The organism is Mesorhizobium sp. M1307, assembly GCF_040318155.1.
Taxonomy (GTDB): domain Bacteria; phylum Pseudomonadota; class Alphaproteobacteria; order Rhizobiales; family Rhizobiaceae; genus Mesorhizobium.
On the sequence record NZ_JAMYLR010000046.1, the window covers coordinates 1 to 19,964 of the forward strand.

The following is a 19,964-nucleotide window of genomic DNA, read 5'->3' on the forward strand; positions in this document are numbered from 1 at the left end:
GCAAATCACCTCCTACAGGAAGTGAATCATGAACCACGCTTCACTGGAATCCCTCGCGATTCAAACTGAACGTCCGACGCTCTAGGCGACATAGCGGTCCCATGAGCCGTAGTGCTCCTTGCTTCGGCGCCCCCGAGGCAGGCTGAGGCCGATCACAACTAGCCCTGCAACGGCATTGTTCAATGTCGAACCTCTGGTCGCGCCGTCGAGCAGCCAGGGCGCTGCGATCAGCCATAACCCGAACGGCAGGTTGAGGAAACGCAACGGCCGTGCCACCTCGGCCATGGCGCAGACCGCGATCGTGATGATCATGGCGCCCGAGAGGTGATCGCTGTTTGCAATGGCGCCGGCTGTGCCGAAGACCAGCCGCGAGACCATCAGCCAACCGCCGACGATACAGCATGCGACCAGCGTCCATGGAAACGTGACACCGCGAATGGCTGCGGCGGACTGTGCGGCAAGCGCGGCGGAAAAGCCGGGATCGTTCTTGTCCGCCTCGCCGTTCGGCTCCGGCCCGCCTTGGAAAAAGGTGCGCCAGAACGGACGGTCTGCCCGCACGCTGCGCAGCGTGTACTGGCCCATGGCGACCACCTCGTCCAGCGTCAGCGGGATCATGACCAGCATGGCCGCCGCCGCGATGAGGCACAGTGTGCAATAGGTGCCGATCATGATCGGCTGGATGATGATGAAGAAGATCGAGACGCCGCCGAGCGGCACCACCAGGATGAAGAAGAAGGCCACCATCCAGGGCATGGTGCGCCAGCGGGTCGCCGTGCCCATCGCGCCCATCAGGGTTTCGATCATATAGGCCACGGCGCCAAGCCCGGCATCAGCGACTGGCCAGGCTCGAGAAACGTCGGATGTGATGATGAATTCCGTGCCGTTCCTGCCGTCTCCGCCGGGGAAGAACGGCTCCCAGACAGCACCCACATGGCCGAGCTGGTAGGCAGTGAGATAGCGGGCGATGAGGAAACCGAAGAAACCGAGCGCGATGATCGGCAGGCGCTGCAGCCAGGATGACGGCGAGTAGGTCCAGCCAGGCGGAACGGTGCTCTCGTCCATCATCCCTTCGTGGCTCATGCCCGGCATCATCGGGACGAGCACCGAGAAAGCGATGGCCAGCGCGCCGACGATCGCGTCGTTCATGGTGGCGGCGGCGCTCGGCGTCCAGAAGAACAGCGGCGCGAACAGCAGCCACAGGCCGGCGATCGTCGTGCCCCATTGCGCCCAGGAAAACGCGGCGACAGTGCGAGCCCGCCAAACAGCATCAGCAGCAAGCCCGAGACAATGTCGCTCCAGCCGGTGAGCGCGTTGCGCAGCACCGGTTCCCACAGTCCACGCTCTTGCGTGACGTCACGCACAGTGCCGGCCGCCGCCGGATCGAACAGCGCGAACTGAAGCGGGCTGGTGAGGAGCCACACGCCAAGCGTGATGACCAGGAAATGAGCCCAGAGCATCTGCTTGCCCATCCCCGCCATCTCGGCCATGTGTCCGGGTTTCATCTTGTCGTGTTTGGCCTCGAACGCCTTGTCGTTCTCTCGCGCTTTTGTTCCGCTGCCGGCCACCTTGGCGGCGTTGAGCTTGTTGGCCCGATACCAGCCGGCGGGATCTGCCTTGAGCGCGTCGACGATCCGCGGCAACGTCTCGCGCAGGGAATGCCGGGGCTGCCAGCCGAGGACATTGCGGGCACGGCTGATATCGATCGCGTAGTGGTCGTCGGCGATATCGACCATCCAGGGACGAACAAATGATTCTTCGCCCAGCACGTCCTGTTGGACCCAGGCACCCGCCTTGGCGAGCGCCTTCGGCACCTCCCGTGTCTCCCAGTTCTCGCCACGGATCAACCGACCAATCTCGGCTTGAAGTTCGCCGTAGCCCATGACCTCAGGCTCGCCGAGAAGCAGCGCCAGCTCCGTGGGAAGTTTCTTCCGCCGATCTATAAGGCGCGCCACCGCATCGGTGAGGTCTTCCAGATGCAGGAACGACTGCCCGGTGCGCAGGTCACCCGGATATACATGCCCGGTCGGATCCTCTTCGTAGATACGCGCAATCTGATTGGCGAGGAATGCGTTACGGCCGAGATCATCATAGACGCCGGCCGGCCTGGCATAGACGACAGGGATCGCCCCGTGCTGCTCATGGATCAGGCGCTCGGTCTCGATCTTCGAGGTGCGGTAGGGTAGGTTCGATTCAAGCGGCCAATCCTCATCGATGATGTCGCCTGGTCGGCCACCCTTGTGCGCCAGCATCGAACTCATGAAGACAAACTGCTCGACCTCAAATTGTTTCAGGGCGCGCAGGAGCTTCTCGGTGCCGCCAACCGTAATCTTTTCGTAGAGCGGGTTCCGTTCGCCTGTGAGATCGAAATAGGCCGCAAGATGGATCACCGAGGCGAGGCGGGCGCCATAGGCCGTCCGCACGCGCGCCAAGCCGGCTGCCACGGCGTCCTCCGATGTCAGGTCGATGCAGACGCACTCCGCGGCCGGCGGCGGCTGACGCGTCGCCGCCCGGTCGAGGCCGACGAGAGCAAACCGGTCGGCGAAGCTGTTGACCAGAGCCGAGCCGATGAAGCCGGTGCTGCCGGTAACAATAACCGTGTCTTTGCGCTTCGCCATCCAGACCTCATAGCCGGCGATTTGCCACTCCTGAGAGGGCCGAAGGCGACAGACGTTAAGAGCCGAGGGGGCCGGACCAGTTCCGACGCCGACCCGATGACGCTGCTGCTTCCGATGACGACTACAACTTTCCGCCCTTTTTGCTCTTTTGACCCCGACTGCCTATGCTGTCAGGTTCGCAAATATTTGACCAGCGCCGCGATCGCGAGCACGAGGGTGACAAGCACCAGGACCCAAATGAGCGCCATGCCGCCCATCATCCACATTGAACCGTCCATCATCATTACAATCATCCCTCCCGCCGCCGCTGCCACCGGCGATTGCGAGGGGAACTAGTTCGCCATGTATGCCCGTCAAGGCGAACTCGATCAACTCGATCAGCCCACGAAGGCGGTGGCTTGCCGGTCAATCAGGGCATGTTCAATGCTATCGACGAACGAGTTCATAGTAGGCTTCGGCCAAAACATGCTGGCCGTGCGGTAACTCGGGAACGGCAGGGCTGTGATCAGTGCCTCCAGCGCTCGCAGCAAATGCTCCGCGACATCTGATCTGCCTTGCCGATATGCCTCTCTGAACAGGGCCAATAGCTGCCTTTCGAAATTCATGGTTCGGTCCGCCATTGGACGATCTCCGGAAGTTGGCAATGAGCCTAACCGTTCCAGCCACCGGAAGGTCAAGCGCACCTTTCAAGAAGCTAGAACAGGTTGAGAGCGCTTGTTGAACCGCATCCGAGGCGTCGCCCGGCTCTACTCTCCACCGCCGCAGCCGTCGGAGAGATCCCAGACGTCGACGACCTGCTTGCCGGTGAAACCGTGCTCGCGGATCAGGAACTTCGCCAGCCCGCCATACACTTTCCAGCGCCAGCATTGACAGCAGCATGGGCCTTTCTCGTTGGAATTGGCCATCGCGTAGTCGTAGGCCTGCTGCTCTTCGCCGGAGAGTTTCACATCGTAGTAAGGAATCAATTTTTGGGCGATGCCAGCCGGAATGTCGTATGGATCGACGGGGATCATGGCGATATCGCGATACTTGGTCAGCCCATTCAACTGCTCGATGTAGCGCTTCATTTCCATCGGGCTGCAACACGAGCCCTTGATCCGCGACGTGCTTGGCATGGTTGCGATCGACTCCGTGAATTTGGCCGAACACGTGCTGTTGCCATTTTCGCTGAGGTCTTTGAAGCGACCCGCCATACCGGGGTCTTCCGCAGCGATTGCCAAATCCGGTTCGTTGACAAAGCCGGCAACCATCGCGGCGCCGAAAACACCGCCGAAAACAACCATTCGTCTGTTTGGGGACATTGTCCGGACCATGACTAATTCCTTTCCCGGTCTTCAGCCGATGCGCGTGAATATTGGAAACTGTTCGAGCAGCCAGAACGAGAATGTCGACATCCGTCCGGTGACCATGGCGAGCCCCATGACGACCATGATACCCCCGGCGGCGAACTGCAACATCGAGCCGGTCCGGCGCATCGCCTTCAGCCGCCGCGCCAGACTGTCGGTGAACAGAGCGGCAAGCAGGAAGGGAAGGCCGAGGCCGAGCGAATAGACGGCGAGCAGCGTCACGCCTTCGGCGACGGTGGCCGACGCGGCGCCGACGGTCAGGATGGCGCCGAGGATCGGGCCTATGCACGGGGTCCAGCCGAAGGCGAAGGCGAGGCCGAGAACATAGGCCGACGTCGCCTTACCACCGGGCATATCGGCATGAAATCTCGCTTCGCGCATCATCCAGGATGGGCGAAGCAGACCGGTGAGGAACAGGCCGAACAGGATGACGATCGCACCGCCGGCAAGGTTGAGCTCGATGCGGTGGCGGAGCAGCAATCGGCCGAGCGCCGTGGCGCTGGCGCCTAGCACGATGAAGACGGTCGAGAACCCGAGCACGAAACAGAGGCTCAAAGCGGCCGCCGACAGGCGCGCCGACCCGTCCATCGGCGTCCTGCCGGCGACATAGGACACATAGCCCGGCACCAGCGGCAGCACGCAAGGAGAGAGAAACGAGACGATGCCGGCCACGAAGGCGGTCAGCACGCCGATGTTGGAGAGTTCGGGCATCGGTCAATTGTTCCCGCTTGCCGGCGTTACTTCTTCAGGGCCCTTGCCTGCCCGATCAATTTCTTCATCGAAGCAAGATCGGTCGCGCCTTGAAAAATCTGGTCGCCGACGACGAAAGTCGGCGTTCCGGCGATTTTCAGCGCCTGAGCCAGTTTCGCATTTTGGTCAATCGCCGCTTGGATGTCCGGATGCTGCATATCGGTCTTCAAGCGAGGGACGTCGAGGCCGACCTCGGCCGCGATCCTGAGAACGATCGTCTCGTTCACCCGGCTCTTGGCGTCATACAGGGCCTTGTGGAACTCCGCATATTTGCCCTGCATCTGAGCCGCGAGCGCTGCCTTGGCCGCAAATACGGAATCAGGGCCGAGGATGGGGAATTCCTTGTAGACGATGCGCAACTGCGGGTCGTTGGCCGCGGCTTGCGCCATGATCGGCGCCACTTGGCGGCAATAAGGGCAATTATAGTCGAAGAATTCGGCCATGGTGACGTTGCCTTGCGCATTGCCGCCGACGGGGCTTTGCTTGTCGCGGAAAATGTCGTCCGCGCGCGACGCCAGAACCGCCTTTACCTGGGCCGCCTCGGCCTCGCGCTGGCGCTGATCCAGGCTTTGCAGCGCCTGCACCAGGACTTCGGGATGGGCGAGGATATAGTCGTGGATGCGCTGGTCGATTTGGTCCTGGGACATTCCGCCAGCCGCCATCGCCGATCGCCCGGCGCCCTGAAGGCCCGGATTTAGCAGGAACCATCCGGTCACGGCGGTAAGCAGCAGGGCGCGGACAAGCCAGCTCCCATATCGGTTTGCCTGTTTTACGCTGATCGTCATATGCATCTCTCCTTGTTCTCCGTCGAGGCGCCCGGTCGGCATGCCGCCGGCGAAATTGCGCGTCAAAAGAAGTTCTTCAATTTTGCCAGCCAGCCTTCGTCCGGCTCCCCACCCGTTTCCTGTTCATGGTGCGGACGCTCGACGCCGTTGGTGAGCGCGTTGACGAAGGTGACGAGATTGACCGGCGCGAAATCCAGGCCGTGAAAATTGGCGCGCCACCGGCCTTCCTTGTCGATGACATGAGTGACGATGCCGTGCGCCTGAATGCCGTCATCTGTCTTGCTGAATCTGTGGCCGAAGGCTTCCGCCAGCTTGCGGGTCGCGTCCTCCGGCTGATCGGGTGTCGTGGTCAGGAACAACCAATTGACCGGATCGAGCCCGTGCGCCGGCCCGTAGCTGCGCAGCACGTCCGGCGTGTCCCGCGTCGGGTCAGTGGTGATAGTCACGAAGGTGACCTGGTCCTTCATCGGCGTGGCGTTCACCATCGCCTGGATCTCGGCGATCTTCTCGGCGTGGAGCGGGCATACGTCCGTGCACGACGTGTAGACGAAGTGGAGGACGACGACCTTGCCATGCAACTCGGTCGGCCGCACGATACCCCCCTCAGCGGTGCGCAGGGTGAAATCGGGTATCGGCTTATCAATCGGCTGGAAATACTTCTCGTCGCCCTTGAGCATGGCGTCGACTTCATCGAGCGAATGCGCCTGCGCGCCGTGAAAAAGGCCGAGGATCAGCGCCGCCAGTGCGATCAGGCCGCACAGCAAGCGCGTGCCCAAAGTCGGCGAGAGCGCTTGCCGCTCGTTTTGGGTCTGGATAGGCATCAACCGCTGCCTTTCGTGGTGCCTTCCCCATCCGCTTTTGGGGCAGCGTTTTCCGTTTGGCAGGTGCGGCCTGTCATCCGGTTCATGCACAGGCCGAGCGCGCACATGGCGACGCAAGGCAGGACGCTGAGCAGCAGTGGCGCAATGCCCGCGGCGACCAGCCATGTCCAGTTGAAGGCGAGGCCGGCGACGGCAATGACCGTGCCGGCAGCGATTAGTCCGCGCCGGTCACCGAGATAGTGGCGGATGGCGTGAAGAATGCTGCGGCCAAGCGAAGCCTGCGAGGTTTGGGGCGATTCTGTTGTGGTCATGTCTTTTCCTTTCTCAGTTGGCCCCGAAATGGCTGCGGATGAACGCCATCATTTCGGGTGAATCCCATTCGGCTGGGCCGATCAGCCGGCCGATTTCCTTGCCCTCGCGGTCGATCAGCAATGTCATGGGAAGGCCGAGGGCGCCGAGCGTGAACATCGCCTTGCCCGTTGTGTCGATGTTGAGGGCGAGATGCTCGACGCCGATCTCGGCGAAGAACTTTTTCACGATGTCCGGACCGCCGCGATCCATCGACAGCGCGATGACCTCGAAGTCCGGTCCGCCGAGCTTGGCTTGCAACCGGTCGAGCGTCGGCATTTCCTTGCGGCAGGGAGCGCACCATGTCGCCCAGATGTTGAGCAGCAGGACTTTGCCGTGGAAATCCGCAAGCGTTTTCGGTTGACCGTCGGCGTCCTGAAAGCTGATTTCCGGCACGGGGACGGGAGCCTCATGAACGGCGAAGTCCTGCGGCGGCTCGACGGCCGATGCGGGCTGCGCCACCGCGAGCAAGGCGCCGAAGAGCGCGAGAGCGAGCATCTTCACGGTTGCCGCTCCTTCGCCTCGGCCCTCAGGCGCTCGACGAGCGGCATGATCGTTTTCTCAAGGGCCTCTTCCGTCACCGCGCCAATGTGCTTGTAGACAATGCGGCCGTCGGCACTCACGACAAAGGTTTCCGGTATGCCGTAGACGCCCCAATCGATGGAGACGCGGCCGTTCAGATCCGCGCCGGTACGCGTATAAGGATCGCCCATCGTGTCGAGCCATTGTGCGGCGTCATCGGGCCTGTCCTTGTAGTTGAGCCCATGCAGCGGCACCGTCTTGCTCGCCGCCAGTTGTATGAACACAGGATGTTCCTCGCGGCAGGCCAAGCACCAGGATGCGAAGACGTTGACCAGCGAAACGTCGCCCCGCAGGTCACCGCTCGACAAACCAAACGTGCGACCCTGGACCGGCGGCAGGCTGAATTGGGGCACCGGCTTGCCGATCAGCACCGATGGAATGTCGGACGCATTGCGCGTGAGCCCCCAGGCGAGCAACACGGCCAGCCCGACGAAAATCATCACGGGCAGGACGACCAGTAATCGTCGAAACAAGGCGCGCCGAATGGTTGCCGGTCCCGCATCGGATTGAACGTCACCGCTGGTCATGATGCACCCGGCCGATTGTGGTCCGACGACCCGTCAGCACGTATCTTGCGAGTGCTGCGACGGCGAGCACCAGAACCAGCAGCACGAGGAAACCGGCAACGGACAGGAAGGTCATCGCAAGCCAGGTTCTGGCCGGACAATCGGAAATATCGGTCAACATCGCGGTGCCTTTCACTCCGTCGCGTAGACGGTGGGCGCCTTGCCGTCCTTGGTGAAGGCGTAGACAACGAAGGGGCCTTGCTTCTCGCCACCCATGCCTGGGGCGCCGGCCGGCATGCCGGCGAGCGTTATGCCGGTGATGGCAGGGCGCTCGGTCAAAAGCTTCTTGACGATCTCGACCGGCACCAAGCCATCGACGATATAGCCGTCGACCATCAGCGTGTGGCAGCCTTCGAGGTCGGCCGGCACGCCGGCATCGCTGCTGATCTGGGAGAGATTGTTGACCGGCTTGATGTCGACCTTGAAGCCGTTGTGCTCGAGATAGTTGGCGTAGGACTCGCAGCAGCTGCATTGCGGGTTCTTGTACATGACGGCGTTGATCGTTGCGGCGAAGGCGGGCAGCGGCGTTGCGATCAGCAGGGACAGTGCGGCAAGGCGGTAGGTCAGTTTCATTGCAGTTCTCCTTGGTTGGATAAAACGTTTCAGGTCACGCGGAAGACGGTCATAAGACCCGCCATCTGGTGGTCGGCGACATGGCAGTGCAGCATCCAGTCGCCGGGATTGTCGGCGACGAAGGCGCATTCGATCACATCCTTGGGGGCGAGCAGCACCGTGTCCTGCCATTGGCGGTGCGGCACCGGCGAACCGTTGCGCGAGATGACCGACAGGCTGAAGCCGTGGACATGCATCGGGTGCCACCAGGCGGTTTCGTTGCGCATGGTGAGATGGCAGGTCACACCGCGTTTCAGCGTGAACTGCGGCGCCATGCCGGCATGGCCGTCGCCGGTCATCGACATGCCGTTGATCGCCCAGGCCGCACCGCCGTTCATGCCCATCATCCCCATGCCCATCATGCCGCCGACGCCCTTGAGCTTGCCGCCGCCCATCATGCCGCCCTGCAGCACGATTTCCTGGCGCTCGGCGCCAGCGAGGTCGGGCTGGGGCAGAGGGTTGCGCGGCAGGCCGGCTGGCGCGTCGAGCGGATGGGTTCTCAGCGGCGGCGCTGCGTCATAGGCCAGCGTGGTCAGCGTATAGGCGAGGCCGTCGTAGAAATCGTCGATCACCGCGTGGCGGCTGCCGGGGTGGCCCTGCATGTCGAGCACGATGTCGATGCGCATGGCGGGCGCCAGCACCAGGCGACCGCCCTCCGGTTCATGCGGATTGCAGGGCTGGCCGTCGATGGCGACGACGACCGGACGGTGGCCTTCGAAGCGCAGCGCCATCATGCGGGCAAGCGAGGCATTGGCGAGCCGCAGCCTGACGCGCTCGCCGGCCTTCACGCTCCGATCGCCTGGCCCCGTGCCGTTGACGGTGACGACATTGCCGACGCGGCCCGACATCGAGGCATCCATGGCACTGCCGAAGCCGCCGGCGATCTGCCCGTCGGCAACAAGCCGCCAGTCCTGCAGCAGCCAGACAAAGTCGCGGTCGACGGCGACCGGCTCGGCCTCCTCGACGATGAGGGGGCCGGCAAGGCCGCGGCCGATCTGCACCAGGCTGTCGGCATGCGGATGGTACCAGAAGGTGCCGGCGTCCGGCGGTGTGAACTCATAGATGAAATTTTCACCTGGCCTGATCGGCTTCTGCGTCAGGCCGGGCACGCCATCCATGGCGTTCGGCAGCCGGATGCCATGCCAGTGAACCGTGGTGTCTTCGTCCAGTCCGTTCTCGACGATGATCCGAGCGGGCTGCCCCTGGCGTAAGCGCAGTGTCGGGCCGGGGACCGTGCCATCATAGGCCCATACCGGAGTGCGCGGACCATCGGGGCCGGCGAACCGGGCCTGGCCCGGCGCCACCCTGATCCGGTATTCGCCGGTGGCCATCGCCAGCGCAGGGCGGATCGGCGCGGCGGCAATGCTTGCTGCCGCAAGCAGGAATTTGCGGCGCGTTATGAACGGATTTGAAACGGAATTCACTTTTGTGACCCTTGCGGTAATCGACGGCGAACGTCGCGACATCGATTGAATTGCTACCGCGCCCGCTGCGCAGTACGCGCAACCGGGCGATCAAACGCCGCTAATCAGCCGTGGAACGGCAGAAACGGCGTCAGACGAGAGCGCTGGGTCTTGGAGGGAATGGCTCGGGCAGCAGACTTCGCCCGTGCAGGAACGGGGCGGGAAGCGCCGACGGCAGCTCGGGCTGCGGCAGTCCCGTCACGGGGAGAGCCTCCGGCAGCACCGCCAGAACCGGTGCGACACAGGTCGGCGCACATTCCATCGGTTTGTCATTGCCGGCCGAGCCCTTGAGGCAAGCGTTGCAGTCACCGTCCCTGGCATCGGCCATCTTGGCCATGTCGGCGTCGGTGGTGCCGGTATCCGCGGCCATGGTCATGCGGCCGTCGACTGCCATCCTGGCCGATATCACGGCAGCCTGAGCGGCGGACAGGCTGAACCCGGCGGTCACGACGACCGCGAGAAGCATGACCAGGAGATGTTTTGGTGACAGGCGCGCCATCATCCACTCAGGTTGACCGTAAAGTGCGGCTTTTGCAAGCTCCGGATGCCGCGACATCGGGGCTGACGCGAGCTCTGCTCTGCAAATCAATGGTGAGGATGCTCGCATTTATCGTGATCCGCCAGCACCTCGATGACACGGCATTCGCAGACTTTTCCGTGCCGGCAGCCTTCGACCATATGCTCCAGCTCGGCTTTCAATGCTGTAAGGCTGCGTATCCGCTGAACCACGTCGGCCAGACGCGCCTGGGCAATGGCGTCGGCGGTGGCACAAGGCTGGCTGGGATTATCCTGCAGCGTCAGCAGCGCCCTGATGGCTTCGATCCCGAACCCCAACTCGCGCGCGTGCCTGATGAAGGCGAGCCGGCGCAAGTCTGCCGCTTCATACTGCCGGCGATTGGCTTCGCTGCGGGCAGCGGCAGGAAGCAACTCTATCTGCTCATAGTAGCGGATGGTTGGAACCTTCACGCCGCTGTGTCGGGCCGCTTCACCGATGGTCACACCTGTTGACATTTCGCTTGCTCCTCTAGTCGCTAGAGGATGTAGCGTCGCGGTCGAAGATACAAGAGGTTCACCATGGCTGCGACCAAACAACAGACCCGCTACCGCGTGGAAGGCATGGATTGCGCCGGTTGCGCCAGCAAAATCGATACGGCCGTGCGGCGGATGCCTGGTGTTCAGGACATCAACGTATCCGTTTCGGCGGGCACTCTGACGGTCACTCATACTCCCGAAAGCAATCTCGGCGCGATCGAGAGGAAGGTCACCGGCCTCGGCTACGCCGTCGCTCCGCTGACCTCCAAGTCTGGGACGGCGGCATCCGATCAATCCGCCGACAACTATGCCGACGGAAGGCACAATCACGACGAGACCGTAGCGGGGTTACATGATAACGATGATGCGCCGGCGTCGGTGCTATGGTGGGATAGCGCCAAGGGCCGCCTGGCCATCGCCAGCGGAGTCGCCTTGGCCGTGGCTTTCGCGATTGATTACGCCTGGCACGCGACCGGCCAGTGGGCCTTCATCGCCGCAATGCTGCTCGGCCTGGCTCCGATCGCGCGCCGAGCGGCCATGGCCGCAGCGGCAGGCATTCCGTTCACAATCGAAATGCTGATGACTGTGGCGGCGGCCGGGGCCGTCATCATCGGTGCCGGCGAGGAAGCGGCGACGGTGGTCTTCTTATTCCTGATCGGCGAGTTGCTCGAAGGGGTTGCGGCCGGCAACGCACGGTCCAGTATTCAAGCGCTCACGACCCTCGTTCCCAAAACCGCGTTCGTCGAGAAAGACGGCCAGACCAGCGAGGTGCCGGCCGAAAGCCTGGCTGTGGGCGCCATCATCCTCGTGCGGCCGGGCGACCGGATTCCGGCTGACGGCGAGATCACCGAAGGCGGGAGCGCCATCGATGAATCACCCGTCTCCGGTGAAAGCGTGCCGGTGCGCAAGGACGTCGGCGACACGGTCTTTGCCGGCACTATCAACGGCGACGGCGTGCTGCGCGTCAAGGTGACGGCGACCGCCGCAGACAACACGATTGCACGCGTGATCAAGCTGGTCGAGGAGGCGGAGGAAAACAAGGCGCCGACCGAGCGCTTCATCGATCGCTTTTCGCGCTGGTACATGCCCGGCGTTGTCGCCGTCGCGGCGCTTGTGGCCGCCACACCGCCGCTGCTCTTGGGCGGCGATTGGAACGAATGGATATACAAGGGGCTGGCGCTGCTGCTCATCGGCTGCCCGTGCGCGCTGGTCATTTCAGTTCCGGCGGCGATCGCGGCGTCGCTTTCGGCCGGAGCCCGGCGCGGCCTGCTGATGAAAGGTGGGGCGGTGCTGGAAGGGCTCGCGACCATCACCGCCGTGGCGCTCGACAAGACCGGCACGCTGACGCTCGGCAAGCCACAGGTCACCGATGTCGTTGCGGTGGGTGCCGGTGAACGCGACATCCTTTCGCTCGCGGCAGCGCTTGAGATCGGCTCGAGCCATCCCCTCGCTTTGGCCATCCTCCAAAGGGCCAAAGCCGGCAACATTCCCGTGCCGTCTGCCGCCGAAGCCAAAGCGATCGGCGGTAAAGGGGTTATCGGTCGTGTCGGCGGCAAGAACCTGTTTCTGGGCTCGCCAGTCGCGGCGGGCGAGATAAACCTGCTGTCAGCAGACCAGGCGGCACGCATCGTGGCATTGAACGATGAAGGCAAGTCAGTGGCGGTGCTGGTTGTAGACAACGCGCTGGCCGGCTTCATTGCCATGCGCGACGAACCCCGGCCGGATGCTTTCGCCGGGCTAAAGGCGCTGACCAATGCAGGCATCAGGACAGTCATGCTAACCGGCGATAATAAGCGCACGGCGGCTGCCATTGGCAAACAGCTCGGCATCGAGGTGCGCGCCGAACTGCTCCCGGAGGACAAGCAGCGCATCCTCGGCGAGTTGAAGGGGCAGGGGCTTAGGGTAGCCAAGGTCGGCGACGGCATCAACGATGCGCCGGCACTTGCCGCGGCCGATGTCGGCATTGCCATGGGCGGCGGCACCGATGTGGCCCTTGAAACGGCTGACGCAGCGGTGCTGCATGGACGCGTCGGCGACGTTGCGGCCATGATCAGGCTGTCCCAAGCAACCATGGCCAACATCAAGCAGAACGTCACCATTGCGTTGGGCCTGAAGGCAGTGTTCCTGGTGACGACGATCGCCGGCATCACCGGCCTCTGGCCCGCCATTCTCGCGGACACCGGGGCGACGGTGCTGGTGACGGCCAATGCCATGCGGCTGTTGCGGTGGAAGAGCAGCTGGTAAGAGCGACAACGGCATCGTGTTAGGGCAGACCATGCAGCAAGCCATTGCGTCGGACGGCCTTCGCCGGGTGGTGCTTGTCGTCGCACTGCTGAACCTGGGTTATTTCGGCATTGAATTCGCCGTCGCGCTGGCGATCGGCTCGGTGTCGCTGTTCGCCGACAGCGTCGATTTTCTGGAAGATGCCTCGGTCAATCTCCTCATACTGCTCGCCATGGGATGGTCGCTGCGTGCCCGCTCGCGGGTCGGCATGGCGCTGGCGCTTATCCTGCTGGTGCCGGGGCTGGCGACGCTGTGGACCGCGTGGGAAAAGTTCAACATGCCGGTGCCGCCGCAGCCAACGGCACTGACGCTGGCGGGATTGGGCGCTCTGGCGGTCAATCTGTCATGCGCCTACATGCTGGCGCGCTACCGCCATCACAGCGGCAGTCTTACCAGGGCGGCATTCCTCTCGGCCCGCAACGATGCGGTCGCCAATATTGCGATCATACTGGCCGGATTGGTGACGGCCTTCCTGTGGCGCTCGGCGTGGCCGGATCTGATCGTCGGCCTGGGAATCGCGGCACTCAATGCAGACGCGGCGCGCGAGGTCTGGGGGGCAGCTCGGGAAGAGCACCGGGCCATTTCGTGAACTCCAAAACGCTCAGCGCGCTGCCGATTGCCACTCCGCCAATGCAGCAGTCAGCCGGAAACCTGCGCGATCTCTAATATAATCGCACCCTTTCAAAGCGGGCGGAGGGAGAACCGCTCATAAGTAAAAATCGGAGGAAAACCATGAACAGCATGAGCCTCACCACACTTGGACGAAGTCGACCGGGTCGAAGCGGTGAAACGATGAACCGCTCAAGGCCACGCACGTCATCAAAAGGCCCGCGTCCCTGATGGAGGACGCGGGCCCGATTTTCGGCGGCATTCCCTAGGCAGGTATCAAGACGGCGATGCGGTGGATGCCGACCACCTTGCTGGTGTTGGCTGCCTCGTCGGTCTTGCCCTTGGAGCAGGTGTACACGTCACCTTCCTTGAGCTTGAATTCCTTGTCCGCCTTCTTGATCGTGAATTCACCGGCAGCAATGGTGCAGACCATGTCGTTGTCCATCACCATTTGAGGGGCGGCTGCTCCGGGCTGAAAGACTATATCGACAATTGAGATGCTCTTGTAAGCGGGGATATCGGAATTGCCGGTGCCGACCTCGACCAATCTGACGCCGGGGGCTATCTCCTTGCCTTCCTTCGGGCCGTATTTCTTGACCTTTGCAGCAGCCGCCAGCGTGAACAAAGGCGTTACCGCTGCCGCCGTCACGCCGAGCGCGATTGCAGACCTGCGATTTATGGTTTTCATCGCATCCTCCCATTTTATGTTTGGCCACGCACCAATGCGCATGACCACAATATATTAACACATATGCAGATAATTGCAGTACGGCGTTTCGGAGCTTCCGGGAGCGAACCGCCTCCCGGTCGAATGCGACCGAACAGCAAACAATTCCATGCTATGCTGGCGAGCCATCAAACGGACGGCGGGGGATAGCAATGTTGGAAACGGACAAGGTATTCGCCGGCTCAATTCCGGAAAACTACGACCGCTATATGGTGCCGTTGATTTTCGAGCCGTTCGCCGCAGATCTTGCACGACGGGCAGCGTCCTTGTCGCCAAGCGCCGTTCTGGAAACCGCCGCGGGCACCGGGGTTGTCACCCGCGCATTGGCGCCAAAACTGTCCGCCGATGCAAGCTATGTCGTAACCGACCTCAACCAGCCGATGCTCGACTACGCCGCTTCGCGGCAAGCTCCCGACGATCGCATCAAATGGCGTCAGGCTGATGCTCTGGCGCTACCGTTCGAAAATGCGGCCTTCGATCTCGTTTGTTGTCAGTTCGGCGCGATGTTCTTTCCCAACCGCTCATCTGCCTATCGCGAAGCCCGGCGAGTCCTGAAGCCCGGAGGACATTTTCTATTCAGCGTATGGGATCGCATCGAGGAGAACGTGTTTGCCGACGATGTGACGAATGCTCTCGCAAGGATTTTTCCGAACGATCCGCCGCGCTTTCTGGCACGCACGCCGCATGGCTACCACGATACGGCACTGATCCGCAGCGAGCTGGAGGACGCAGGTTTTTCCGGTGTGGTGATCGAGACGAGGGCCGAACAAAGCCGTGCCTCCTCGCCGCGCGTTCCGGCCGTTGCTTATTGCCAGGGCACTCTCCTTCGCAACGAAATCGAGGCCAGAGAGGCGGGAAAGCTGGGCGCTGCAACCGACTATGCCGCAGCCGCCATTGCAGACAGGCATGGCAGCGGCGAGGTTGCTGCCAAAATCCAGGCTCACATAGTGGTGGCTGTGGTCTGAACGGTTCATAGTTTCACGGAAACGCTGAACCGCTCTATCTTTTTGTTTTGACGCAATTCCGGACGGAAAACCGTTTCAAACTTTCCTGAAATTGCTCGAGGTATTGGATATCCCGTTCCAGCACCTGCGACGTTCAGCTGCCATGCAGCACACGTCTTGCCGCTATTCCGAATTCCCAGACGATGACCGTTCATTCGCCCAAGTGGCAGGTCGACAAGTGGCAGGTTGACGATCGCCGGGGCTTGATGGCGGCGGCGGCCGGCCGCGCGATTCTGGTCGGCCCGGCTTCACTTTCGCAGCCATGGCCGACTCCGCCCAGCAAGGTCTAGTCATTTCGCTTTCTTGACTCGGCCGACAAAAACGGGCAGCAAAGTCATCATTGGAGGGCAGTTTTGCCAACTATGCAGGTTTTGGAGGGCGTTTTTCGGTGTGACCGTCGCCCAATCGGCGGTCGGTAGAGGGATTGGTTAACCAACTTTGTCCATCTTTTGAATCAATCGGCAACAGACGCAAAGCGTGCTGGGGGCACCAGGCGAACTGTGAATGTCACGGCTGCGAAATCCGCTAGCCGGCATCGGCCGATTGAGAGTGGTTGAATGGCGTTTGTAAGTGCGAAAACCCGGGGTGACAGTCCTGCAACTGGATTGACTTCGATGAGGCCCGGCCTGCGCTGGGTCGCGGTTCCGGCCGTCGGCGCAGCCATTGCTTTATGGTCGGTGGGGACTTTGGCCGGCCTTTATTCAGTGGGAACCTCGCTCAGCGCCGCTTCCAACGGTCTCCCGCAAACCCTGCTCGCGCCGCGCACCATCGCGCTTGCCGATCCTCGCCGCAGCCTTGCAAAGGCGCAGGCCCCGACGTGGGCCGCAGCAAACGCGGCGCTGTCGGCCAAGCTGCTGCAGCACGGGTGCGATGCCAACTGCCTGCGGTCGGCGTCGAACTTCGTCCACCAGGGAAAATCGGCGCGTCTCAAGCGCAATACCGTGCCGATTGTCGCTGATGCGTCGCGGCAATCGAGCTTCGACGACGTGGTCGCCAAGGCCGCGCTGTCGCCGCAAAAGCTTGCCGCCGCCTTTGCCCGTGCCGGCTCACCCGTCATGCTCGCAAGCCTGCCGGCCGACGCCCGGTTCGCCGAGCCGGTACGCATACCCGACCCGAACGGCCCGGCGTCGGTGCGCTTCGGGCCCGCGGTGGCGGAGATCGAACGCTCGTCGCGCCTTGCGCTGGCGCTGGCGAATACATTGCCGGAGCAGATGATCGACGTGCTCCCGGCAGCCGTCGCGGCAAGCGAGCCCGCGGCTTCGCAAGAGCCGCAAGAACCTGAGGTCCAACTGGCCTCGCTGCCGCCGCAAGACGACATGCCCGACAGCATTCCGCTGCCGACGCTGCGTCCGCGGGCGGACATCGATAAGCCGGCCGAGGCGCCGCGGGCTCAAGCGTCAAGAGATCAGGCGCCAAAAGACCAGGCGCGAAAAGATCAGGCGCAAAAGGATCAGCCATCGAAAACGGAGCCGCCCAAGGCGCAGGCCTCCAGGACCGCCAAGGCGAGCAAGGTGCAGACGGCCGACGCCCCGCCGGTCGAGACGCCCGGCAGCCTGTCGCCTCGCAATTCGTCACAAGCGGCAGTGCCGGCCGTGTCGGGCAAGCCGGGCAAACGGTCGAAGACGCAGGGCGGCGATATGCTGGCCTATGCCAAGCCCGACATGTCTTCCGGCGGTCTCGGCGGAGCCTTCAGGAACCTGTTCACCACGCCTAACCTGGGCAGCGGCGTCGCCGTCTACGACATCTCGGCCAAGACCGTCTATATGCCCGACGGCTCGCGGCTGGAGGCACATTCGGGATACGGTTCGATGGTCGACCAGCCGCGCTACGTCAACCGCAAGAATGTGGGCCCGACGCCGCCAAACACTTACGATCTGAGGCTGCGCGAATCGCGTTTTCACGGCGTCGAGGCGATTCGGCTCACCCCTGTCGACGGCAAGAACAAGTTTGGCCGCGACGGCCTGCTTGCGCACACCTACATGCTGCGCGGCGGGCGTGCCGAGTCCAATGGTTGCCTCGTTTTCAAGGACTATGCCCGCTTCCTCGCCGCCTACAAGAAAGGCAAGATCAAGCGCCTTGTCGTCGTGCCGCGGTTGTCGAAGCCGCTGACACGCGTCGCCCAAGAGGGGCGAGGGGCTTAGGTCGTTCGCGGCAGTCCTTCATGGCTTCGTCATCCCAGGGCGGAGCGAACGCGAAGCGGAGCGCAGACCTGGGATCCATGCCGTTACGTCAGCCGAAGAATGCAACGACGCAGATTGAAAGCCGTTCTGTAGCGATCCCTTTCACCTCCTGTCCTTCCCGCATCAAAAAGTCCCGCCCGTTGCAGCGCGGAGAGGTCACGGCATGGATCCCAGGGTCTTCGCGACGTCGCTTCGCGCCTGCTCCGCCCTGGGATGACGAAGCTGGGGAGGTTTGGCCAATCTCGAAGGTTTTCAATCCCGTCCAGAGACAGTATGACTGACCCGTAGGGGCGGCTCCAGCTTCAAACAATCACGAGGACATCATGACAATACGCGCTGTCGTCTGGGGCGAGAATATTCATGAGCGGACCAATGAGGTGGTCGCCGGCATCTATCCCGAGGGCATGCATGCGACGATCGCCAATGCACTGAAGCTCGACCCGGAGATTTCGGTGTCGTGGGCGACGCTGGAGCAGCCGGAGCATGGGCTGCCGGCCGACCGTCTGGCCGAGACCGATGTCTTGCTGTGGTGGGGGCACAAGGACCATGGCGCCGTCGCCGACGAAGTGGTCGAGCGCGTGGCGCGCCGCGTCTGGGAAGGCATGGGGCTGATCGTTCTCCATTCCGGCCATTTCTCGAAAATCTTCAAGAAGCTGATGGGCACGCCCTGCACGCTGAAATGGCGCGAGGCGGGCGAGCGCGAACGGCTTTGGGTGACCAGCCCCAACCACCCTATTGCTGCCGGGATCGGCGAGTATTTCGAGCTCGAGAACGAGGAGATGTATGGCGAGCAGTTCGCCGTGCCGGAGCCGCTGGAGACCGTCTTCATCTCGTGGTTCCAGGGCGGCGAAGTGTTCAGGTCGGGGCTGACCTATCGCCGCGGCGCCGGTAACATCTTCTATTTCAGGCCCGGCCACGAGACCTATCCGACCTATCACGACGCCAACGTCCACAAGGTGCTGCGCAATGCGGTGAGATGGGCGCACAACCCGCAAGGCTCCAATCCGGCCATCCTCGATGCGCCGAACGTGCCGGTGGAAAAGGCGCTCGAGCCGATCGTCGAGCGCGGCGGAAAACTTCATTCCGCGGGCGAAGCCGGCTTTCGCTAGACCAAATCCATGATCGAACAAGAAGATAAAGCCCTGTCCTAAGGATAAGAATCATGCGCCTCTTGATACTCGGCACCGGTTGGATGGCGGAGGAGCACGCCAGGCAGTTCGGCAAGATCGAGGGCGTCGAACTGATCGGCGCCGTCGATCTCGACCGTACGCGTGTCGACAAATTTTCGGACATCTACGGTATCCCCCACCGGTTCGCGTCGCTGGACGAGGCGCTAGCGTGGGGCAAGTTCGACGCGGTGGCGAACGTGACGCCCGATCGCATCCACCATCCGACCACCATGATGCTGATCGCGGCGGGCAAGCCGGTGCTGTGCGAGAAACCGCTGGCCGAAAACTTCGAGAAGGCCAGTGAGATGGCCGCTGCCGCCGAGCGAGCCGGCATCATCAACATGGTCAACCTGACCTATCGCAATGTCGCGCCGCTGCAGAGAGCGCGCGCCATGGTGCTGGCCGGCGACATCGGCACGGTCAGGCATGTCGAGGCGTCCTATCTGCAGAGCTGGCTGGTGTCCAAATTCTGGGGCGACTGGCGCACCGATTCGAAATGGCTGTGGCGGCTGTCGCGCGGCCATGGCTCCAACGGCGTGCTGGGTGACGTCGGCATCCACATCCTCGATTTCGCCAGCTATGGCGCCGCACTCGACATCGACCATGTGTTCTGCCGCCTGCGGTCCTTCGACAAGGCGCCCGAAAACCGCATCGGCGAGTACGAGCTCGACGCCAATGACAGTTTCACCATGGCGCTTGATTTCAGCAATGGCGCCTTCGGCGTCGTCCATGCCAGCCGCTGGGCAACCGGCCATCTGAATGAACTCCGCCTGCGCATCTACGGCGACAAGGGCGGCATCGAAGTCGTGCACAATCTGACCGGCTCGGAGCTGAAAGCCTGCATCGGCGAGGATGTCGAGAACGCCAAATGGCAAGTTCTGGACGCCGGAACGGTGCAGACCAACTACCAGCGCTTCGTCGATGCGGTGCGCAACGGCGTCCAGGCCGAACCGTCGTTCCGCCATGCGGCCGAATTGCAGAAGGTCCTGGACCTCGCCGTCGTCTCGGATGAGAAGCGGGCCGAATTGAGCACCGATACGCAGTGATATCGTTCAGGGAATCTTGATAGGAG

At 62.7% G+C, this 19,964-nt stretch carries 22 protein-coding genes; 6 read left to right on the forward strand and 16 right to left on the reverse strand.

Annotated elements, in window-relative coordinates; translation table 11 throughout:
- Positions 1–81: 81 nt before the first annotated feature.
- The 15 genes from NKH16_RS29645 to NKH16_RS29715 form a co-directional block, all read right to left on the reverse strand.
- On the reverse strand, positions 82–1,146 hold the full coding sequence (locus NKH16_RS29645; protein WP_352903184.1) for a vitamin K epoxide reductase family protein: 1,065 nt from the start codon (positions 1,144–1,146) through the stop codon (positions 82–84).
- The gene (locus tag NKH16_RS29650) at positions 1,143–2,615 is read right to left on the reverse strand and encodes an NAD-dependent epimerase/dehydratase family protein (RefSeq protein ID WP_352903186.1); all 1,473 of its coding nucleotides are present in this window, start codon (positions 2,613–2,615) and stop codon (positions 1,143–1,145) included. Before NKH16_RS29650 ends, NKH16_RS29645 begins: the two co-directional genes overlap by 4 nt.
- A gap of 377 nt (positions 2,616–2,992) precedes the next feature.
- Positions 2,993–3,235 (reverse strand): hypothetical protein, encoded by a 243-nt coding sequence (locus tag NKH16_RS29655; protein WP_352744062.1) that lies wholly within the window; start codon positions 3,233–3,235, stop codon positions 2,993–2,995.
- 126 nt (positions 3,236–3,361) lie between these two features.
- The gene (locus NKH16_RS29660; protein ID WP_352473256.1) at positions 3,362–3,928 is read right to left on the reverse strand and encodes a hypothetical protein; all 567 of its coding nucleotides are present in this window, start codon (positions 3,926–3,928) and stop codon (positions 3,362–3,364) included.
- Positions 3,929–3,949: 21 nt separating this feature from the next.
- Entirely contained in the window at positions 3,950–4,672 is a 723-nt protein-coding gene (locus NKH16_RS29665; RefSeq protein WP_352473258.1) for a cytochrome c biogenesis CcdA family protein, read from the reverse strand.
- Positions 4,673–4,698: 26 nt separating this feature from the next.
- Positions 4,699–5,496: a DsbA family protein gene (locus NKH16_RS29670; RefSeq protein WP_352903191.1), complete on the reverse strand. Its 798-nt coding sequence runs from the start codon at positions 5,494–5,496 to the stop codon at positions 4,699–4,701.
- A gap of 62 nt (positions 5,497–5,558) precedes the next feature.
- On the reverse strand, positions 5,559–6,317 hold the full coding sequence (locus NKH16_RS29675; RefSeq protein WP_352903194.1) for an SCO family protein: 759 nt from the start codon (positions 6,315–6,317) through the stop codon (positions 5,559–5,561).
- Positions 6,317–6,628, reverse strand: coding sequence for a hypothetical protein (locus tag NKH16_RS29680; RefSeq protein ID WP_352703990.1), 312 nt, complete (start codon positions 6,626–6,628; stop codon positions 6,317–6,319). The genes NKH16_RS29675 and NKH16_RS29680 overlap by 1 nt, the downstream gene beginning before the upstream one ends.
- 13 nt (positions 6,629–6,641) lie before the next feature.
- Positions 6,642–7,163: a TlpA family protein disulfide reductase gene (locus NKH16_RS29685; protein ID WP_352771325.1), complete on the reverse strand. Its 522-nt coding sequence runs from the start codon at positions 7,161–7,163 to the stop codon at positions 6,642–6,644.
- A gap of 2 nt (positions 7,164–7,165) precedes the next feature.
- The gene (locus tag NKH16_RS29690; RefSeq protein ID WP_352903198.1) at positions 7,166–7,774 is read right to left on the reverse strand and encodes a DsbE family thiol:disulfide interchange protein; all 609 of its coding nucleotides are present in this window, start codon (positions 7,772–7,774) and stop codon (positions 7,166–7,168) included.
- Positions 7,761–7,934 (reverse strand): hypothetical protein, encoded by a 174-nt coding sequence (locus NKH16_RS29695; protein ID WP_352473265.1) that lies wholly within the window; start codon positions 7,932–7,934, stop codon positions 7,761–7,763. Before NKH16_RS29695 ends, NKH16_RS29690 begins: the two co-directional genes overlap by 14 nt.
- Before the next feature lie 11 nt (positions 7,935–7,945).
- Positions 7,946–8,386: a DUF411 domain-containing protein gene (locus NKH16_RS29700; RefSeq protein ID WP_352452325.1), complete on the reverse strand. Its 441-nt coding sequence runs from the start codon at positions 8,384–8,386 to the stop codon at positions 7,946–7,948.
- A gap of 29 nt (positions 8,387–8,415) precedes the next feature.
- Entirely contained in the window at positions 8,416–9,849 is a 1,434-nt protein-coding gene (locus NKH16_RS29705; RefSeq protein WP_352903201.1) for a multicopper oxidase family protein, read from the reverse strand.
- A 130-nt stretch (positions 9,850–9,979) separates the two neighbouring features.
- Positions 9,980–10,387, reverse strand: coding sequence for a hypothetical protein (locus NKH16_RS29710; RefSeq protein ID WP_352903204.1), 408 nt, complete (start codon positions 10,385–10,387; stop codon positions 9,980–9,982).
- An 86-nt stretch (positions 10,388–10,473) separates the two neighbouring features.
- Positions 10,474–10,899, reverse strand: coding sequence for a MerR family transcriptional regulator (locus NKH16_RS29715; RefSeq protein WP_352455405.1), 426 nt, complete (start codon positions 10,897–10,899; stop codon positions 10,474–10,476).
- A 63-nt stretch (positions 10,900–10,962) separates the two neighbouring features.
- Between NKH16_RS29715 and NKH16_RS29720 the strand changes: the two genes are divergently transcribed.
- On the forward strand, positions 10,963–13,164 hold the full coding sequence (locus tag NKH16_RS29720) for a heavy metal translocating P-type ATPase (RefSeq protein ID WP_352903207.1): 2,202 nt from the start codon (positions 10,963–10,965) through the stop codon (positions 13,162–13,164).
- A gap of 31 nt (positions 13,165–13,195) precedes the next feature.
- On the forward strand, positions 13,196–13,792 hold the full coding sequence (locus NKH16_RS29725; RefSeq protein ID WP_352903210.1) for a cation efflux transmembrane domain-containing protein: 597 nt from the start codon (positions 13,196–13,198) through the stop codon (positions 13,790–13,792).
- 285 nt (positions 13,793–14,077) lie between these two features.
- On the opposite strand, the gene NKH16_RS29730 is transcribed toward NKH16_RS29725, so the two are convergent.
- The gene (locus tag NKH16_RS29730; protein ID WP_031211929.1) at positions 14,078–14,500 is read right to left on the reverse strand and encodes a cupin domain-containing protein; all 423 of its coding nucleotides are present in this window, start codon (positions 14,498–14,500) and stop codon (positions 14,078–14,080) included.
- Between the two features lie 191 nt (positions 14,501–14,691).
- On the opposite strand from NKH16_RS29730, the gene NKH16_RS29735 reads away from it, so the two are divergent.
- The 4 genes from NKH16_RS29735 to NKH16_RS29750 all read left to right on the forward strand — a co-directional run bounded on the left by NKH16_RS29735 (position 14,692) and on the right by NKH16_RS29750 (position 19,938).
- Positions 14,692–15,504 (forward strand): class I SAM-dependent methyltransferase, encoded by an 813-nt coding sequence (locus NKH16_RS29735; RefSeq protein ID WP_352903213.1) that lies wholly within the window; start codon positions 14,692–14,694, stop codon positions 15,502–15,504.
- A 653-nt stretch (positions 15,505–16,157) separates the two neighbouring features.
- Positions 16,158–17,684, forward strand: a complete 1,527-nt coding sequence (locus NKH16_RS29740) for a tlde1 domain-containing protein (RefSeq protein ID WP_352903216.1) — start codon at positions 16,158–16,160, stop codon at positions 17,682–17,684.
- 362 nt (positions 17,685–18,046) lie between these two features.
- The gene (locus NKH16_RS29745; RefSeq protein ID WP_352903219.1) at positions 18,047–18,832 is read left to right on the forward strand and encodes a ThuA domain-containing protein; all 786 of its coding nucleotides are present in this window, start codon (positions 18,047–18,049) and stop codon (positions 18,830–18,832) included.
- Between the two features lie 53 nt (positions 18,833–18,885).
- On the forward strand, positions 18,886–19,938 hold the full coding sequence (locus tag NKH16_RS29750) for a Gfo/Idh/MocA family protein (RefSeq protein WP_352903222.1): 1,053 nt from the start codon (positions 18,886–18,888) through the stop codon (positions 19,936–19,938).
- The last annotated feature ends 26 nt before the right edge of the window (positions 19,939–19,964 follow it).

Coding starts and splice junctions, on each gene's coding strand:
- NKH16_RS29645 (WP_352903184.1), bottom strand. CDS start 1,146: ATGAACGACGCGATCGTCGGCGCGCTGGCCATCGCTTTCTCGGTGCTC.
- NKH16_RS29715 (WP_352455405.1), bottom strand. CDS start 10,899: ATGTCAACAGGTGTGACCATCGGTGAAGCGGCCCGACACAGCGGCGTG.
- NKH16_RS29655 (WP_352744062.1), bottom strand. CDS start 3,235: ATGGCGGACCGAACCATGAATTTCGAAAGGCAGCTATTGGCCCTGTTC.
- NKH16_RS29685 (WP_352771325.1), bottom strand. CDS start 7,163: ATGCTCGCTCTCGCGCTCTTCGGCGCCTTGCTCGCGGTGGCGCAGCCC.
- NKH16_RS29740 (WP_352903216.1), top strand. CDS start 16,158: ATGAGGCCCGGCCTGCGCTGGGTCGCGGTTCCGGCCGTCGGCGCAGCC.
- NKH16_RS29680 (WP_352703990.1), bottom strand. CDS start 6,628: ATGACCACAACAGAATCGCCCCAAACCTCGCAGGCTTCGCTTGGCCGC.
- NKH16_RS29730 (WP_031211929.1), bottom strand. CDS start 14,500: ATGAAAACCATAAATCGCAGGTCTGCAATCGCGCTCGGCGTGACGGCG.
- NKH16_RS29650 (WP_352903186.1), bottom strand. CDS start 2,615: ATGGCGAAGCGCAAAGACACGGTTATTGTTACCGGCAGCACCGGCTTC.
- NKH16_RS29745 (WP_352903219.1), top strand. CDS start 18,047: ATGACAATACGCGCTGTCGTCTGGGGCGAGAATATTCATGAGCGGACC.
- NKH16_RS29750 (WP_352903222.1), top strand. CDS start 18,886: ATGCGCCTCTTGATACTCGGCACCGGTTGGATGGCGGAGGAGCACGCC.
- NKH16_RS29710 (WP_352903204.1), bottom strand. CDS start 10,387: ATGGCGCGCCTGTCACCAAAACATCTCCTGGTCATGCTTCTCGCGGTC.
- NKH16_RS29725 (WP_352903210.1), top strand. CDS start 13,196: ATGCAGCAAGCCATTGCGTCGGACGGCCTTCGCCGGGTGGTGCTTGTC.
- NKH16_RS29675 (WP_352903194.1), bottom strand. CDS start 6,317: ATGCCTATCCAGACCCAAAACGAGCGGCAAGCGCTCTCGCCGACTTTG.
- NKH16_RS29700 (WP_352452325.1), bottom strand. CDS start 8,386: ATGAAACTGACCTACCGCCTTGCCGCACTGTCCCTGCTGATCGCAACG.
- NKH16_RS29720 (WP_352903207.1), top strand. CDS start 10,963: ATGGCTGCGACCAAACAACAGACCCGCTACCGCGTGGAAGGCATGGAT.
- NKH16_RS29665 (WP_352473258.1), bottom strand. CDS start 4,672: ATGCCCGAACTCTCCAACATCGGCGTGCTGACCGCCTTCGTGGCCGGC.
- NKH16_RS29695 (WP_352473265.1), bottom strand. CDS start 7,934: ATGTTGACCGATATTTCCGATTGTCCGGCCAGAACCTGGCTTGCGATG.
- NKH16_RS29660 (WP_352473256.1), bottom strand. CDS start 3,928: ATGGTCCGGACAATGTCCCCAAACAGACGAATGGTTGTTTTCGGCGGT.
- NKH16_RS29690 (WP_352903198.1), bottom strand. CDS start 7,774: ATGACCAGCGGTGACGTTCAATCCGATGCGGGACCGGCAACCATTCGG.
- NKH16_RS29735 (WP_352903213.1), top strand. CDS start 14,692: ATGTTGGAAACGGACAAGGTATTCGCCGGCTCAATTCCGGAAAACTAC.
- NKH16_RS29670 (WP_352903191.1), bottom strand. CDS start 5,496: ATGACGATCAGCGTAAAACAGGCAAACCGATATGGGAGCTGGCTTGTC.